Source organism: Bradyrhizobium sp. CCBAU 53351 (assembly GCF_015291745.1).
In the GTDB taxonomy this organism is placed as follows: domain Bacteria; phylum Pseudomonadota; class Alphaproteobacteria; order Rhizobiales; family Xanthobacteraceae; genus Bradyrhizobium.
The window spans coordinates 4,314,429-4,330,493 of the sequence record NZ_CP030059.1; the positions used below are offsets into that span (position 1 = coordinate 4,314,429).

At 60.2% G+C, this 16,065-nt stretch carries 14 protein-coding genes; 1 reads left to right on the forward strand and 13 read right to left on the reverse strand.

The window, feature by feature from the left end:
• Nucleotides 1-19: 19 nt before the first annotated feature.
• The 9 genes from XH83_RS20390 to XH83_RS20430 form a co-directional block, all read right to left on the reverse strand.
• Nucleotides 20-1,216 carry a DegT/DnrJ/EryC1/StrS aminotransferase family protein gene (locus XH83_RS20390; protein ID WP_194402576.1) on the reverse strand — a complete coding sequence of 399 codons (1,197 nt, stop codon included), beginning with the start codon at nucleotides 1,214-1,216 and terminating at the stop codon, nucleotides 20-22.
• Nucleotides 1,156-2,157, reverse strand: a complete 1,002-nt coding sequence (locus XH83_RS20395; protein ID WP_194402577.1) for an NAD-dependent epimerase/dehydratase family protein — start codon at nucleotides 2,155-2,157, stop codon at nucleotides 1,156-1,158. The genes XH83_RS20390 and XH83_RS20395 overlap by 61 nt, the downstream gene beginning before the upstream one ends.
• The gene (locus XH83_RS20400) at nucleotides 2,154-3,332 is read right to left on the reverse strand and encodes a DegT/DnrJ/EryC1/StrS aminotransferase family protein (RefSeq protein ID WP_194408338.1); all 1,179 of its coding nucleotides are present in this window, start codon (nucleotides 3,330-3,332) and stop codon (nucleotides 2,154-2,156) included. The genes XH83_RS20395 and XH83_RS20400 overlap by 4 nt, the downstream gene beginning before the upstream one ends.
• Before the next feature lie 90 nt (nucleotides 3,333-3,422).
• Nucleotides 3,423-3,947, reverse strand: a complete 525-nt coding sequence (locus tag XH83_RS20405) for an acyltransferase (RefSeq protein ID WP_194402578.1) — start codon at nucleotides 3,945-3,947, stop codon at nucleotides 3,423-3,425.
• A gap of 31 nt (nucleotides 3,948-3,978) precedes the next feature.
• A complete protein-coding gene (locus XH83_RS20410; RefSeq protein ID WP_246776277.1) occupies nucleotides 3,979-5,445 on the reverse strand; it encodes an oligosaccharide flippase family protein in 1,467 nt (488 codons plus the stop codon).
• 55 nt (nucleotides 5,446-5,500) lie between these two features.
• On the reverse strand, nucleotides 5,501-6,562 hold the full coding sequence (locus tag XH83_RS20415) for a Gfo/Idh/MocA family protein (RefSeq protein ID WP_194402580.1): 1,062 nt from the start codon (nucleotides 6,560-6,562) through the stop codon (nucleotides 5,501-5,503).
• Between the two features lie 69 nt (nucleotides 6,563-6,631).
• Nucleotides 6,632-7,894 carry a UDP-N-acetyl-D-mannosamine dehydrogenase gene (gene wecC / locus XH83_RS20420; protein WP_194402581.1) on the reverse strand — a complete coding sequence of 421 codons (1,263 nt, stop codon included), beginning with the start codon at nucleotides 7,892-7,894 and terminating at the stop codon, nucleotides 6,632-6,634.
• A complete protein-coding gene (gene wecB, locus XH83_RS20425; protein WP_194402582.1) occupies nucleotides 7,887-9,011 on the reverse strand; it encodes a non-hydrolyzing UDP-N-acetylglucosamine 2-epimerase in 1,125 nt (374 codons plus the stop codon). Before wecB ends, wecC begins: the two co-directional genes overlap by 8 nt.
• 3 nt (nucleotides 9,012-9,014) lie before the next feature.
• The gene (locus tag XH83_RS20430) at nucleotides 9,015-9,806 is read right to left on the reverse strand and encodes a WecB/TagA/CpsF family glycosyltransferase (protein ID WP_194402583.1); all 792 of its coding nucleotides are present in this window, start codon (nucleotides 9,804-9,806) and stop codon (nucleotides 9,015-9,017) included.
• A gap of 176 nt (nucleotides 9,807-9,982) precedes the next feature.
• Between XH83_RS20430 and XH83_RS20435 the strand changes: the two genes are divergently transcribed.
• Nucleotides 9,983-10,870, forward strand: a complete 888-nt coding sequence (locus XH83_RS20435) for a glycosyltransferase family 2 protein (protein ID WP_194402584.1) — start codon at nucleotides 9,983-9,985, stop codon at nucleotides 10,868-10,870.
• A gap of 20 nt (nucleotides 10,871-10,890) precedes the next feature.
• Here the strand turns inward: XH83_RS20435 and XH83_RS20440 are convergent, their stop codons facing one another.
• Genes XH83_RS20440 through XH83_RS20455 form a run of 4 tightly spaced genes read right to left on the reverse strand, consistent with a single transcriptional unit; the run spans nucleotide 10,891 to nucleotide 16,054 of the window.
• A complete protein-coding gene (locus XH83_RS20440; RefSeq protein WP_246776278.1) occupies nucleotides 10,891-12,087 on the reverse strand; it encodes a hypothetical protein in 1,197 nt (398 codons plus the stop codon).
• A gap of 25 nt (nucleotides 12,088-12,112) precedes the next feature.
• Nucleotides 12,113-13,540 (reverse strand): HlyD family type I secretion periplasmic adaptor subunit, encoded by a 1,428-nt coding sequence (locus tag XH83_RS20445; RefSeq protein ID WP_194402585.1) that lies wholly within the window; start codon nucleotides 13,538-13,540, stop codon nucleotides 12,113-12,115.
• Nucleotides 13,537-15,741, reverse strand: a complete 2,205-nt coding sequence (locus XH83_RS20450) for a peptidase domain-containing ABC transporter (protein WP_194402586.1) — start codon at nucleotides 15,739-15,741, stop codon at nucleotides 13,537-13,539. The genes XH83_RS20445 and XH83_RS20450 overlap by 4 nt, the downstream gene beginning before the upstream one ends.
• Complete coding sequence (locus XH83_RS20455) at nucleotides 15,719-16,054, reverse strand: hypothetical protein (RefSeq protein ID WP_194402587.1); 336 nt, start codon at nucleotides 16,052-16,054, stop codon at nucleotides 15,719-15,721. The genes XH83_RS20450 and XH83_RS20455 overlap by 23 nt, the downstream gene beginning before the upstream one ends.
• Nucleotides 16,055-16,065 lie beyond the last annotated feature (11 nt).

The following is a 16,065-nucleotide window of genomic DNA, read 5'->3' on the forward strand; positions in this document are numbered from 1 at the left end:
CGGCCGCAATGGCCCAGATTCAACGGGCAAGTTCATTCTTGACCGCGTCGGCGATACGCTCCTGGTCCGCTGAGCCCATCTGCGCATAAAGTGGGAGCAGGATCGCGTGATCCTGAGCAAGCTCGGATTGTCGTAGATCATGGCACGGCTTCGCCTCCGCGTAGGGCGGCTCGCGATGCGAGCACATGATGCCCCTCCGCGTAGCGATGCCCTGGTCGAGCAGCGATTGCATCGTTGCCCGCTGATCCAATCGATCGGGCAAGCGTACACAGTAGCTCTGCCAATTCGATCGCGCCCACTCCGGTTCGAACGGCAATCGCAGCCCCTCTATATTCCCAATCAATTGATCGTAACGCGATGCCAGCGCGCGCCGGCGCGCAATCAGCTGCGGAAGCCGCTCCAGCTGCTTGCGCCCGATCGCGGCCTGCATATCCGTCATTCGATAGTTGTAGCCGACGAGGACGTACTCTTCGAAAATGACACGCTGCGAGCCGTGACGCACGATATCCGGGACGCTCATCCCGTGTTGACGTAGCAGCCTGAACTTGCGATCGAGCTCGGGATCGGAGGTGGTGAGCATTCCCCCCTCACCTGTTGTGATCACCTTTCGTGGATGAAAGGAGAAGCAGGCAATGTCTCCATGCGGCTTGCCGATCGCTTCCCATTGCCCGTTCATGCAGATCTGCGATCCCGCGGCACAGGCCGCATCCTCGATCAGGGCGATCCCGTGGCGACGCGCCACGGCCACGAGCGCGGCCATGTCGCACGGCATGCCCATCTGATGGACCGCGATGATCGCGCGTGTGCGCTCGGTGATCGCTTCTGCCAGCCGATCGCAATCCAAGTTATATGTCTCGGGCTCGATGTCGACAAAGACGGGGGTGGCGCCCTGATATCGGATCACGTTCGCCGTTGCTATGAAGGAATGGCTGACCGTGATCACCTCATCCCCCCTGCCGACGCCCAGCGCGGCCAACGCGAGCTGCAGGGCGGTCGTGCAATTCGCAACCGCGCAGGCGTGCTGAGCCCCGACAAGTGCGGCGAACTCCTCCTCAAACGCAGCTACCTGCGGACCTTGCGAGACCCAGCCCGACAGCACGACGGCGCGCGCGGCATCGGCCTCCTCGTCCGCGAGCAGCGGCATAGCGATCGGGATCACGATGCCGCTGCCTGCCGCTGACGGTCCGAAGCGACATCGCGTTCTGATCGCCACCATTTCACGAGGTCGGCGAGCCCCTGCTCAAGCGAGACCGTGGCGCGGAACCCCAGCAGACGCTCCGCTTTTCCCGTCGATGCCAGCCGCCGCGGCACCGGATTGACCGAGCGCTCAGGTGCGAATTCGGGTGTCAGGCCGCGGCGTCCCATCACCGACGCAAGCACCGTAGCCAATTCTGTCAGGCTGGTTTCAGTACCACTTCCGACGTTGAAGACCTCATCGCTAATCTTCGCCCGGGCGGCGAGGATGTTGGCGCGCGCGACATCGCGGACGTGAACGAAATCCATGGTCTGACAGCCGTCACCAAAGATAACGGGAGGTAATCCAGCCTCCAGCCGCTCCATCCAGCGGATCAAGACCTCGGTATACCGTCCGTGGATATCCATCCGGCTGCCATAGACGTTGAAATACCGGAATGCCACGTAATCAAGGCCGCAAACGTCATTGAAGGCGCGTAGCAAGCCTTCGTTGAAGGCCTTGGCTGCTCCATAGAGAGTCCGGTTGTTGTACGGATTCTGCCGCTCGGTTGTCGGAAACTCCTCTGCCATGCCATAGACGGATGCAGAGGACGCTGCGATGATCTTTTCGATGTCGTGCTTGATGCACAGCTCAAGGAGATCATAGGTGGCGTCAACCATGACCTCCTTGGCCAGGCGCGGCTCCGCCGCGCAATGCGTGATGCGCAGCGCGGCCTGGTGAAACACGATATCAGCAGCCTTCACCAAGGCTTCCATCAACTTGCGATCGCGTATGTCGCCATGAACCAGTCTCACCGGCCCGCGTCCGAGCGCGCGCCGGAGATTTTCCGGTCGGCCTCTTACCATATTGTCGAGGGCAACGATCTCAATACACCCCTCATCGCAGAGCAGATCAACGATGTGGGAGCCGATGAATCCTGCTCCGCCGGTGACGAGAACACGCTTCCCCTTAAGCTCAATCAAGACGCCCTCCTGTTGCAGGAACTCGTTAAGACGTTTTGTGAATGCAACGATCGGTCGCTGACGGCCTGGGTGGGTCGCAACGCTCCGGCGTTCCTCAAAGTGGAAACAACTGCGACCGCCCCGTCCGGCAGCAACTCCGGATAGATGGGAAGGGAGAGAAATTCGTTCGCAAGATTCTCAGTTACCGGCAGATCGCCAGCTCGACAACCGAGTTCCGCATAGGCTTTTTGCAGATGCACTGGGATGGGATAGTGAATCCCTGCGCCGATGCCGGCGTCCCGCAATATGGCCAGCGCTTCGTCGCGCCGTTGCAGTCTGACGGAATAGACATGATACACGTGGCGGGCGTGCCGGGGCGGCTGAGGACGCGCGAATGGGAGCTCAGACAGCAGTTCGTTGTATCGTTCTGCCAGCGAGCGGCGGGCCTCGGTCCAGCGCTCGATGTAGTCCAGCTTGACATTCAGTACCGCGCTCTGGATCTCATCCATGCGATAATTGTATCCGGCAATGACGTGGTCGTACTTCGCCTCCTGTCCCCAGTCCCGCAGCAGTGACACGCGGCGAGCGAATTCAGGCTGATCAGTTACAACCGCCCCACCCTCGCCGAAGGCCCCGAGATTCTTACCAGGATAAAAGCTGAAGCACCCCAGATCCCCGATCGAACCAGCACGCCGCCCCCGGTATTCGGCGCCGTGTGCCTGCGCGGCGTCCTCTATGACGACCAGACCATAACGCCGCGCGATCGACATTATGGAATCCATCTCGGCCATCAGCCCATGGAGATGAACCGGCAGGATGGCCTTGGTTCGCGGTGTTATCGCAGCCTCGATCAGACCAGGATCCATCGTCCACGTGACCGGGTCAACGTCGACAAAGACGGGTTTGGCGCCGCTGTAGAGAATGGCCGCGGTGGTTGCCACGAAGGTCATGGAGACCGTGATCACTTCATCACCCGGTCCAACGCCCGCCGCCAGCAGGGCAAGATGGAGCGCCGACGTCCCACTATTGACCGCAAGGCAATGCGAGGTCCGGCAATATTCCGCAAAGCGGCGCTCGAAGGCCGTCACCTCCGGACCGAGCACGAAGTGTCCGCTGCTGACCACTCTGGCCACCGCGGCATCGATGTCCGGTTTGATTTGACGATATTGGGCTTTCAGATCCAGGAACGGTATCAAATTGAACACCTTGGATTTGGCTAGCAATATTTAATGCTAGCTCGCATTATAATATTAAATCAAGACTTATTTTAAGAAACTAAACAGCATTTAATTTGTCGCTTTAGAGGCCTCGCTGCCGAAGGCACGATCTGCCGGAGCTCTATTTTCGGCTGCAGACATGATTCGAGCCGGAATCCCCGCAACAGTGGCACCCGCGGGGACGTCCTTCGTCACGACCGAACCCGCGCCAATTAGCGCCCGCGCACCGATTGTCACTCCACATAAGATGGTAGCGTTGGAACCGATGGAAGCCCCCCTACCGACGTGAGTGCGCTGCAACGTCCAGTCCGAGGCTTGTTGAGGACGACCATCCACCGCCGTCGCCCTCGGATGCTTGTCATTTGTAAACATCACGCCATGGCCGATGAATACCTCGTCCTCGATCGTTACGCCCTCGCAGATGAAGCTGTGCGAGGATACCTTGCATCGCGCACCTATCTTCGCTCCCGCCTGAACCTCGACGAACGTTCCGATCCTGCTCTCGTCACCAACAGTGCAGCCATACAGATTGACCAGCTCCGGATGAAGAATGCGAACATCGCGACCAAGTACAACGTCGTCTTTGATGGGCATGTCCGAACTCCGAATGATTTGGCCGAAGCCGCTATGGCGCCGTCCGCGAAGGCCATCGCCCCGGCGCCCTTCTCGCTAGGCCGGTTGCGGCATAGCGAAACTGATGCAAAAGGGGGTGCCCGGTCACCGTTAGCCCCAGCCACCAACAAAGCAGGGCGACGACAAAGGCCAATCCCAGGCCCGCAAGCGACGAAAGTCTTTGCATGTCCGTCAGTGCGGCACAGATCGATACGCCACCAATCACGAGAGCCGTTACAGCTCCGCTTCTGAAGAGGCTGCGTACCATTTCGCCGGGCCGAATACGAAGGTGCCGCCCAAGAAAATGAAACGCCACCGCAGCTTGAAACGGCAACGTCACTAGCGCGGACGCCGCAACGGCGTGTACGCCCAGAAATGATGCGCCGAAGATGACCAGAAGCGAGGGGGGCAACGAAATCAGGGATGAGATCAGCGCATCCTGCACCCTTCCGAGCGCAACAAACACCGGGTAGGTCAGGCAGGCGGCAAAAAGTGCGAGGTTGCCAATGCAGAGCAGCTGCACGAGCGGAACGATCTCCAGCCAGTTCGGACCGAGCCAGATCAGAATGATTGGCCGGGCCATGACCGCCATAAACGCCAAGAACGGCCACTGCACAGCAGAGAGCATCTGAATGGCTTCCAGATAGCCGGCCTTGAGATCGCCCCCTGCTTTATGTCGCGCGACAACCGCGGGCATCACGACCGGACTTATGACTTGCGTGACCAGCTTGTCGAATATTTGCGTCGATGCAGTTGCTCGGCTGTAAAGTCCGACGGCCGTGAAGTCGAGCACTCTCGCCAGAAACAGCTGCGGTGCCAAGCCATAGAACACGTTTACAACACTCACCGCGCCCGAGTAGAGGCCGAAGCCGACGATCTCCCGGCAGTCTACCAAGGACGGACGCATTGCGCCAAAGTCGTTCCGCAAGATGAGCAACATCACGGCCAGCACGGCGTTGCCGGCCACCGCTCCCCAGAGCGGGGCCATGTAGCTGAATTGGGCCATCGCGAGACCGACCGAAACGACCGCAATCGTCGCACCTGCCACGAAGTTGCAGATTGCGAGTGTCCCAAATTGCATCTCGCGACGGAACAAGGCGGCCATGGTTCCAGAAAATGGCAGCAATAGAAAGTTAAGGGCGGAAATTTCGATACCGTAGCGGAGGCGGTCCAGCTCGAAGAGACGTGAGATGGGCTGCGCAAACACGAATAGAACGAAGGCGGTGGCCACCGAGATCATGAGGGTAATCGTGAACGTGGTCTGCACGCTTGTCCGCGATAACTCGCGCTTCTGAATCAAATAGCTTGCGCCTGCAAACTCCTGGAAGCAGGCGGCAATGATGGATGTGATCGCGTTCACCACGGCATAGATGCCAAACTCCTCGGGCGACAGCAAACGGGCCAGCACGGCCGTCGCGAAAAAGACCACCAGCAGGCCGGTGTAACGGTCGAGCGCGGAAAACAGGATCGAGCGCTGCACGGACCTCGTTGCACTGTCTGCCATGTCGACTGGGCCCGCTAGGTCGCCGCACGTCTCATGCTATCGCTCTTGGGCGCTGCCAGATCCCATAGGGCTCTCGCAGCAATACCGGCGCCCCCTGTTTTGCGATCGAGCACGATGCCGCTTCCAGGACTTCGATCACGCGGAGCCCGGAGATACCACTGGAAATCGGCTGACCGCCTGTGCGCACGCAATCCACAAAATGCTCCACCTCCGTCTGCAGTGCTTCCGTTGGCGCAATATGCGGAGCCCACATGTCGCCGGCGCGGTACCCGATCCGGAATTGATGCGCATCCTCGGGAGGACCATCGAGTGTGATGCCCTTGTCATAGACCTTGATCTTCTCGGTCGGCTCGAGATCATCGTAGACAATCATCTTTCTGCTGCCGCCGATGAACGTTTGGCGCACCTTAACGGGTGAGAGCCAATTGACGCTGACGTGAGCGACGCACGCGTCGGCAAAGAACAGAGTGATGTGCGCCATGTTCTCTGGCGAGCCGACGACGTGGCACGAACCGGTTGCCGAGACGGCGATCGGTTCCTTATCGAGGATATGGTGGATAATCGAGATATCGTGCACCGCCAGATCCCAGATCACATTTACGTCCTTCTGAAACAGCCCGAGACTCGCGCGCGTGCTGTCGTAGTAATAGATGTCGCCGAGTTCCCGGCTCAGCAGGAGCTCTCGGATCCTCTGGACCGCGGGCGTATAGAGAAAGGTGTGATCGACCATGAGCGTCAATCCGCGCCGGTCCGCCTCCTCGATCAAGCGCGTGACGAGCTCAGCGCTCGTCGCAAGCGGCTTTTCGACCAGCACATGCTTTCCGGCTCTCAACGCCGCGAGCGCCAGCTCGTAGTGGGTATGCACCGGCGTTGCGATAGCGATGGCATCGATGCTGGTGTCCTTTAGCAGATCATCGTAGCGACTGGTCGTTTCCACCGCCGGGTAAAGCTGCTTTACGGCGCCGAGCCTTCCTGGGCTCAGGTCGCTCACGCTGACGACGCGGGTGGCGGGATTGAGCGAGAAATTGCGAACGATATTGGGACCCCAATAACCGTAGCCCACTACGCCGATTCCCAGTTGACTGTCTCGCATGCTAACCTCGATGCACCCAGAGAATACGCTTCAATCCTTCCGCCACGGACGATCAGACCAAGTCGGTCGCTACGTCCGTGCCGGCATGTCCTGCCATATGCCCCGCGTGTCTATGACGTCGAGATGTCGACGCTCTGACAGGGGTACCATCTTAAACTCGTCGTGATCGACGAGGAGAACTGCGATTTCGCAGCTGCGCAGCGCTTCATCGATGTTCACAAAGGCGACACGATGATCGGCCAACTGTGGCGGCAGACGGCGAAGATTCGGCTCAACGACCTTGACTCGTTCACCGTACTTTGCCGCGAGATGCGTGGCTATTTCCATGGCGGGACTTTCGCGCAAATCGTCGACATTGGCCTTGAAGGTCAATCCACAACAGGCGATGTTTGCATAGGGGTGATCGTCGATCAGCGCCTCGGTACGTTCGATGATCTTCTGCGTCTTGGTGTTGTTGACTTCGCGGCTGGTTCGCATCACCCGGGCGAGATCTGGCGCGGAGTCGATGATGAACCAGGGATCGACCGCAATGCAGTGCCCGCCCACTCCCGGTCCTGGCCGCAAGACGTTGACGCGGGGGTGGCGGTTCGCGATATCGATCACTTCCCAGACATTGATGTCGAACCTGTCGCAGATCAGCGAGAGTTCGTTCGCAAAGGCTATGTTGGTATCGCGGAAGGCGTTTTCCGTCAGCTTGACCAACTCGGCTGTGCGCGCCGTCGTCCCGACGCAGGCCCCGCGAACGAACATCTTGTAGAAGCGTTGAGCAAGACGCGTACAAGTTGGCGTGATGCCCCCAATGCATCTGTCATTGTTGATGAGCTCGGTGAGGATCCGCCCCGGTAACACGCGTTCCGGGCAGTAGGCGACGTAAATCGCCCCGTCTTCCTTGCCGTTGACTCCGATGTGCAAATCGGGCCTGCGGTCAATGATCCGCTTCGCGATCGCCTCGGTGGTCCCGATCGGCGACGTCGATTCGAGAATGACGAGATTACCTGGCGCAAGAATATCGACGATTTGGTCGACCGCCGCATGCACGCTCGACAAGTCCGGACGGTTCTCGCGATCGATCGGCGTCGGCACCGCAACGATGAAGACGTCGGCCGCCTGCGGCTTGGTGGATGTCGTCAGGGCCCCGCTCGACACGACCTTGGAAACGAGACCGTCGAGATCGGGCTCGGCGATGTGAATTCTTCCGGAGGCAACCGTATCGACGATGCGCTCATTGGTGTCGATCCCGACCACCTGCATTCCTCGGCTTGCAATGAGGGCCGCCGTCGGTAGCCCGATATAACCGAGTCCAACGACATTGATCTTCTGGAACTCAGGCATTGAGAAGCACCTTCACGATACGCTCGCTCGCGTGCCCGTCACCGAATGGGTTGTGCGAACGAGCCATGGCCGCATAAGTCTCGTCGTCGTCGAGCAAGCGAAATGTCTCGGCAACGATTTTGTCGTAGTTCGCACCGACGAGACGCGCCGTTCCGGCTTCCACCCCCTCAGGGCGCTCGGTCGTATCCCGCATCACCAGGACTGGTTTCCCGAAAGTGGGGGCTTCCTCCTGGACGCCGCCTGAATCCGTCAAGACCAGATGCGACAACGAGAGAAGGCTCACGAAATCCGTGTATTCCTGGGGGGAAATGAGAACGACCCTCGGGTGATCCGACAACCGGGACGCAAACAGGTCGCGGACATTCGGATTCGGATGCACGGGGAGCACCACAGCAACGTCTTCCCTGCGCAGGATGGTTTCCAAGGCGTTGACGATGTTGATGACGCCGCCGCCGAAATTCTCCCGCCGGTGGCAAGTCACCAGGATGATACGCCGGTTGCCGTGGCGCTTCTTGATGCTGTCCCAGCGGCCCGAGAGCCCCGGATCGGATTCGACCATGGCCTTTGCGAGGATGAGGGCGTCCACCACCGTGTTTCCGGTGACGTGGATTCGATCGTCCGAGACGTTTTCGGAGCGAAGCGCGCGCGCCGCGCGCTCTGTTGGGGCAAAGTGCTGATCGGCGATTGAGCCGACAATCTTGCGGTTCACCTCCTCCGGCCAGGGAGAATAGATGTCCCCACTGCGCAGTCCGGCCTCGATGTGAGAAACCGGTATCCGGTGGTAATAGGACGCAAGTGCGCCAGCCATGGCAGTCGCTGTGTCGCCTTGGACGATAACCCTGGTAGGCTTCACCTTCTCGAGGAGCTCACCGACTTCCGCGAGCAGCCGTGAGGTTAGATGATCCAGCGACTGATTGGCCGTCATGACGTTCAGATCAAAATCCGGAACCACTTTGGCGAGCTTGAGAACCTGGTCAAGCAACTGTCGATGCTGTGCCGTCGCGCAGATCGTCAAGGAAATGTCCTTGCGATTCTCGGCCTTGAGCCGGTTGATGACCGGAAAGAGCTTGATCGCTTCGGGCCGAGTCCCCAGGAGGACAAAGAAATGCTTGTGCACGTCTCACCCTCCGATCCGGCTCGGGCCCCGAGGGGCGGAGCTCGGCCCAAGCGTATGCTGAACCGCCTGCTTGACGAGCGCCTGCGCCAGGATGCCCGCAAACAGCGTGTTCGTCGTGGCATATCGCCACCACATCCGCCCGGGTTCTTGATAGACTCGGTACAGCCATTCGAGGCCCAGCCTCTGAATCGGTGCAGGCGCGCGTCGAACGGTACCTGCAAGAACATCGAACGCGCCGCCCACACCCATGATGAAGGGTACGCCGAGACCATCACGGTGAGCCGCCAGGAAGCGCTCCTTCCGCGGTGTCGGCATGCCGATGAAGAGACAATCGGCCCCGCTGGACCGAATGTCCCGAACGACATCGCTCTCCTGCTCGGGTTTGAAGTAGCCGTCATGCCAGCCCGCGAAGGCGAGTGAGGGATGCTTCTCGCGCGCGCGCTGCATTGCCAGATGCAGCACGGCCTGGGTGGCCCCCAGGAAATAAGGCTTAAAGCCTTCCCGCGCACATACTGCGAGCAATTCGACCAGGAGATCGACGCCAGCGACTCGCGACCTCGCCGGAAGCCCCACTGCCCGAGCGCCCCAGAGAATCCCCATGCCGTCTATGCCGACAATGTCACTGTTGGCGACATCGGCCGCGAGCACGGGATCGGTTCGCATCTTGACGAATTTGGCGACGTTCAGCGCAACATGCTGCACTCGGCGGCGGCTGCGCATGGCGCTGCACGCCAACTCTAGGGTCTCCGCCATTGTCAGCAGGTCGATGGGGCACGTCAGGAACGATGCACGCATTTGAATCGACCTCCAAAATGCAACTTGGTTTAAGTTCTATTTAAGAATATAATAACGATAATAAATAGCAAATATTTAAATGCAAGGATTAAATGTGCGCATCCAATTGACCGTTTGAGCGCCACCGCGCCGGCGAATACGCAATGGGCCGACGGAGATTAAATAGGTGAGATGAAATGATTTCGGTAATTATTCCCCACCTCAACCAGCCGGAGGCTCTGGAAGCCTGCTTGCAGAGCCTCGATGCACAGACCCTGTCCCGGGACCTGTTCGAAGTCATCGTGGTGGACAACGGCTCAGCAATGCCCCCGGTGGACGTCGTTGCCGGCCATCCCGATGCGAGGTTGATGTACGAACCGCATCCCGGTCCCGGTCCGGCGCGAAACGCAGGCGCGGCCTATGCGCGAGGTGATGTTCTCGCCTTCATGGATGCGGACTGCAGGGCTCATCCGGGCTGGCTGACCGCGATACACGACGCCTTCCAGCAAGTCAGGCCGGCGACGATCCTTGGCGGAGAGGTCCGCATCTGGTCCGCCGTCGAAGGATCTTTCACCGCGATCGAAGCCTACGAAAGCGTTTTCGGCTTTCGCAATCGATTGTACGTCACCAAGCACGGCTACTCGGTCACGGCAAATCTCGCGGTCCGCCGCGGCGACTTCGCGAGGGTCGGACCTTTCCCCGGCATTCAGTTCGCGGAAGACATGCAATGGGGACAAATGGCCCTCCGTGCCGGCTGCGAATTTCGCTACGTCCCTGGGATGGTCGTGTTCCATCCCGCGCGGCGCTCGCTTCGGGAGCTGTATGCAAAGTGGGACCGGCAAATCACGCACTACCGCAACATGGCACAGGGCGCGCGCGGCTGGCAGCTACGCTGGTTTGCCACGGCCCTACTCGTCCTCGTATCCCCCGCGGCCGGCGCGTTCACCGTTATGACGAGCCGGCGCCTTCATGGGATACGCGCCCGCCTCAAGGCGATCGCCGTTCTCTGCGCGGTTCGAAGCCATCGCACGGCCAAGATGCTGGCCTTGCTTCGGAAAGAGGGCGCGGTCGTCTGGAATCGCTGACTGATTCGGCTTCCGTTGCGCTACGACTGGTCACCGGGCAGGCGCGATGGCTGTTCGAAAGCGGCGTTGTGGCTAAGACCCCGCAAATCGGCACGCCGACCGAATGACCACAAGATCCAGCCGAGTTCGTAGCTGCGGCATTCGAGTCGAATTGTCACGTCGGCACTGTCGACCAACGCCTTCCCGTTTTCGAGCCAAGTGTTTCTGAGCGCGCGCAATATCCGCGGAGCCCTGGTCTTCAGTTCATGCTCGCGAACCTGCGAGCGGATTGTCAGGCTGAGTTCCGGCACGAGCATGGACCTGCACAACTGGTTGTGGCCAAGCACCCAGTTGAATCCTTTCACCAAGGCATCCCGCGCTCCCCGTCGTCCGAAGCGCTCGGCCCACTCCAGCAGCGCCGGAGCCATTCCATACTGATGGACCGAATAGACCTCGTAAAAGTCGAGAACGCGGCCACTCACCGCATCGAAGAACCACGGCCACTCACCCTGAGGTCCCTGAAGCGCGATCAAATTGCCCACGCAGGCGTCGGCCATGACGAGTGCGGATACGTCCCCGGTGAATTCTCCGTACTGATAGCAGGCGATCGAAAGATAGGTCTGCGTCGCAAATGATGCAAAGCGGCGACGGAAGCCCGACGGCGCATCGAAAAACAATCCGGACTGGCTACGGAAACGCTCCTTCAGGAAACGATAGAGCCGGCCGGCGAAGCCCAGCCACTCCCTCTCGCCTGCCCTGGCCTGCGCGATGACTCCCGTGAGCAGCATGCCGAGGTCCTGGGCTCGAAACGCTGACCATTGCGACTCATCCGAAAGAATGGCTTTCAGCTCGAACCTGACCTGCTCCGGGATGGGAAGGTGGAGCTCGGCGGCGGCCCACAACGCCATACCGAACGCATACTTGCGGACAGGAAGGGCGGTCAGACTCACGGCATTCCGTTGAAAGATCTCTGAGAGATCGATGTCAGCCGGAAGTTCCGCGACCCGCGACATCCCGAGCAAGACATTGAGGGTGTAGAACACGTCGCTATGTGCCATCGATTCGTTCGGCGACGCCCGCCCGTCGAGGTGATAAATATGCGACCAACGGCGCTCTCTCGGCAACCAACAGCGTTCCAGCCCCCTGAGCGCATAGTTCACCAGAGGCGAGTTTGGCGACAGTTCCTTCGCTGCAACGGGCAACACGAGCTTCACACTAGAATTCGGGCTGATCATCATCGATGTGTACCATGGTAAATCCGGCTCAGTACTCCCGGATGCTTTCATCCAAGCCGCGAAGCAGGGGATAGAGGAAATATGAAATCACCCTGCGTTGTCCGACCTTCATCTCGGCGGTGACCGCCATACCGGGCATCAACCGAACCCTTTCGGACGGCAGCCGAAGGTGCGTGTCCCGCAGATCGATCAGTACGCGGTAATAGGGAGCTGACGAACGGCGCGCACCTTCGGCCTTCGCGTCTGGCGAGAATGAGTCCCGGCTAATGACGCCGACCTCGCCAGCCGCAGTGCCGTACTTCTGGAATGGAAATGCCTCGAACTTGACCCGCACGGTCTGCCCGACCGTGACCTGCCCGATATCCCTGCCCTCGACGTTGACCTCTGCGCGAAGCGTCTCGTCTCGCGGGACCAGCACAAACAACGTCTCGGCCTCGCGGACCACCGAACCTACCGTCCGATTGGCAATGTCGAGTACCACCGCATCCGCCGGTGCATGCAGCACGATCAGCTGTCGACGGAGCTCCGCCTTTTTGAGCTCTTCGGCGGTGCCATCGCGCTTTGGCAACGCCTCGACAAGTTCCTGATATGCAGCTCGACGAAACTCGGCGGCGAACACCTTCTGGTCTGCACGGGCCTTGTCCAGACGATGCCTGTTGTCGACGATGCTGCCACGAACCCGCGCCAGGCTGCTTTCGACGTCCAACCGCGCATCGCGTGACAGGAGGAAGTTCAGTCTTGAACCGACCTCCTTGGCCATCAACGCGTTTCGCATGGCTTCGATGGACTGCATCGTGTCCAGCCGCTCGGCCAGGACTCCTTCCTCGTTCTGAGCCGTTTTTAGATTGGCCTGTGCCGACGCAATCTGCGCGTCATAGTTCTGGATCTGAAGGTCGTAAGTCGCCCTCCTCTGGAGAAATACCCTTCTCTGCAGAGCCTGGTCGTCGTTCGCCGTCGCCTCCGCTCCGTACTCAGTGCCGTCCAACTCGGCCCGCAGCCGATCGATGGTGGCGTCGAGACCCGCTAGGCGCCCGCGCAGTTGGGCAAGATCGGCCTGAGAGAACGTTGGGTCGAGGACCGCAAGCACGTCGCCGCGATTGACGAAATCGCCAGCCTTGACCGGAATCTCCCGAATGACCGACGTTTCCAGCGGCTGTACAACCAGGTTTGGATTCGTCGTGATCAACTTACCCTGCGCAGTCACAATCATGTCGACGCGAGATACGCAGGCGAATGTGATCGCCGCAGCGATCAGAGCGACGACACAATAGAGCGTGACCCGTCCCAGACGCGGTGGCGTCAATTGCTCGATCTCGGCTGCGTCCGACTGAAATTGCCCGACAACGCGAGACCAAGTCGGCGTAGAGCTCAAGAACCGGCGTCTCGCCCGTCGATCGGACGGAGGCCCGGATCTGCGCAAGGCTGTTTCAGACCTGGTCTTTTCAGCCGCGGTCATGCCACCTGTCTCGTCTGCTGGTTCCAGAGATGCCGGTAGAAGGTGCATTTCGACAGCAGCGCGTCATGATGATCCACATCGACGATCCGTCCACGGTCGATCACCAGAATCTGGCTTGCGTCCGACAGCATCGAAAGCCGGTGGGATACGATGATGACGGTTCGCCCCTCCGCGATACGCCGCAGATTGCGCCGAATGATCATCTCGCTCTCGGAATCCAACGCGCTCGTGGCTTCATCGAGAATGAGGATACGCGGGTTGACGATCAGAGCCCGCGCGATCGCAAGCCGCTGCTTCTGCCCGCCGGACAGGTTTGATGCCTCTTCCTCGAGCACGGTATCGAACCCTCTCGGCAGCCGCTCGATGAACTCGTCGGCGCCGGCTAGCTGGGCCGCGTGGACGATCTCCTCGAACGTGGCGTCGCGCCTCACGCAGGCGATATTTTCTCGCACGGTGCCCCGGAACAGGAAATTGTCCTGGAGCACGAGCCCGAGATTCCGCCGCAGATGGGCGAGGTCGATCTCCCGCGAATCGTGACCGTCAATGCGCACCATTCCTTGCTGCACCGGATACATTCCCGCGATGAGCCGCGTCAGGGTCGTCTTGCCCGAACCGCTCCGGCCGACAATTCCGAAGATTGAGCCGGGGGGAATCGAGAACGAAACGTCGTCCAGCGCGGGCGTTCCCTCGCCGTATCGAAACGTGACGTTTTCAAACCCGATGTGCCCGGCGAAGTCGGGCCGCAAGCCGTCGCGACGGCCGTCTCGTTCCAGCTCACTATTCATCACCTCGCCGAGCATCTTAACGGCCAGCGCAATCTCTTGATATTCGTGCACCATGGTCACCATCTGCACCAGCGGTCCCGAAACGCGTCCCGCCAGCATGTTGAAGGCGACGAGTGCGCCGATCGTCATCTCGCCGCTGAAGACGTCGAGCGCGCCGAGGGCCACGATGCCGAGCGTCATCATCTTCTCAAGGAAGCCGGTCAGGGCCTGGGCGCCTGCCGAGATCTTTTCGACGCCGAATCGCATCGAGACCGATTGCGCACAGCGATCGTCCCACGACCTGTTCTGGCTTGGCTCCATGGCCAGCGACTTCACGGTGCGCATTCCGTGCACGGTCTCGACCATCAAGGCCTGCCGACTGGCCTCGGCCTGATACAGTTGGTAGAGCCGCCGCCGGAACGGCGCCATCAAGATGGCAATCACACTGGCACTAGCGGCCGTGAAGGCTAGAACAACGCATGTCAGTTTGATGCTGTAGAGCGCGAGGATCGGCAGGATGACCACCAGCGACAACGCGTCCAAGGCGGTCAGAAACAGTCGGCCGGTCAGGAACTCGCGGATTCGCCCGGCCTGCTGCATGTGCTTCACCAAGACGCCGGCCGAGATGCGCTCGAAGAAGCTTATCGGGAGTCCCAAGAGATGCCGAAACGTCCTGGTCGCGACCCGGATGTCGATCTTGTTCGTGGCATAGAGCAGCAGATAGCGTCGCAAGAAGCTGAAGACGGCGTCGAAGCAGAGCGCAAGGATCGCGCCGACCGAGAGAACGTAGAGTGTCGTGAGGCTCTCGTGGACAAGAACCTTGTCGATGACGAGCTGAAAGAAGATCGGAAGCGCCAGCCCCAGCGCATAGAGGAACACCGCAGCAATTGCGACGTCGAAAAAGAGCCGCCACTCCCGCAGCATTTCGGGTATGAACCAGCGCAGCCCAAAGGGCCTCTGGCCCCGCGGCGAAGCGACCTCGCGCTTGAACAGAACGACCTTTCCGGACCAATTGGCGCAAAAGCGATCCGTATCGACGAGCAGGTGCTCGCCGTTCCGCTCGGCCAGTGGATCGAACACCGTTACCGCCTCGCATTCCGGCCCGGCTCCGACCACAACAACCCAATTCAGATTCGAGAGCTGAACAAGAGCCGGATAGGCTTCGCCGAGCTGGCATATGGCCTTCCAATCGAGCTGCGCCGTGCAGGCGCGAAGGCCCGCGTCATGAGCCATGCGCAGCAGGAGATCGGTCGAGATGCCGCTTTCGTCGACCGCATAGGCGTGCCGCAACCGATCGGGCGGCAGATCGATTCCGTGATGGGAAGCGACCCTTGATAGGCATTCAAGGGCGGTTTGAGCAACCCAACCCGGCCCGTCCTCCGACGACGGCGGTTCTGGTTCAAGCCTCTCGATTTCAACGGAAGTTGGCTGAAACATTGGAAGATCGTGAATTGTCCGAAACTGACGAAGCAGGCTCGACCCGCGCGCTCGCCTGCGGTGCGGCGACCGGCGTCCTCGGGCGAGAGCGCTGGACGACGCCGGCGTCGACCAGCCCCTGGAGCGCGTTCTGCATCACCTCCACAGAGTTCGCGAACGAATCCGCGGAAAAGATCAGCCTTTGCCGAAAGACCTTCTTGGGCGCGTTGTTGGCATCACGCTCCGTGGGCGAGAGACTGACCAGGTCCACCCGCACGATCGACCCGCCAATTGTGACCTCGTCAATCCCGTCTGTGTAGAGCTCTGTATGCATCGGTCCTCTCC

Excerpts from the sequence above, each read along its gene's own strand:
- XH83_RS20450 (WP_194402586.1), bottom strand. The coding sequence starts at position 15,741 with ATGTTTCAGCCAACTTCCGTTGAAATCGAGAGGCTTGAACCAGAACCG.
- XH83_RS20415 (WP_194402580.1), bottom strand. The coding sequence starts at position 6,562 with ATGCGAGACAGTCAACTGGGAATCGGCGTAGTGGGCTACGGTTATTGG.
- XH83_RS20405 (WP_194402578.1), bottom strand. The coding sequence starts at position 3,947 with ATGCCCATCAAAGACGACGTTGTACTTGGTCGCGATGTTCGCATTCTT.
- XH83_RS20430 (WP_194402583.1), bottom strand. The coding sequence starts at position 9,806 with ATGCGTGCATCGTTCCTGACGTGCCCCATCGACCTGCTGACAATGGCG.
- wecC (WP_194402581.1), bottom strand. The coding sequence starts at position 7,894 with ATGCCTGAGTTCCAGAAGATCAATGTCGTTGGACTCGGTTATATCGGG.
- XH83_RS20440 (WP_246776278.1), bottom strand. The coding sequence starts at position 12,087 with ATGATGATCAGCCCGAATTCTAGTGTGAAGCTCGTGTTGCCCGTTGCA.
- XH83_RS20390 (WP_194402576.1), bottom strand. The coding sequence starts at position 1,216 with ATGGTGGCGATCAGAACGCGATGTCGCTTCGGACCGTCAGCGGCAGGC.
- XH83_RS20445 (WP_194402585.1), bottom strand. The coding sequence starts at position 13,540 with ATGACCGCGGCTGAAAAGACCAGGTCTGAAACAGCCTTGCGCAGATCC.
- XH83_RS20435 (WP_194402584.1), top strand. The coding sequence starts at position 9,983 with ATGATTTCGGTAATTATTCCCCACCTCAACCAGCCGGAGGCTCTGGAA.
- XH83_RS20455 (WP_194402587.1), bottom strand. The coding sequence starts at position 16,054 with ATGCATACAGAGCTCTACACAGACGGGATTGACGAGGTCACAATTGGC.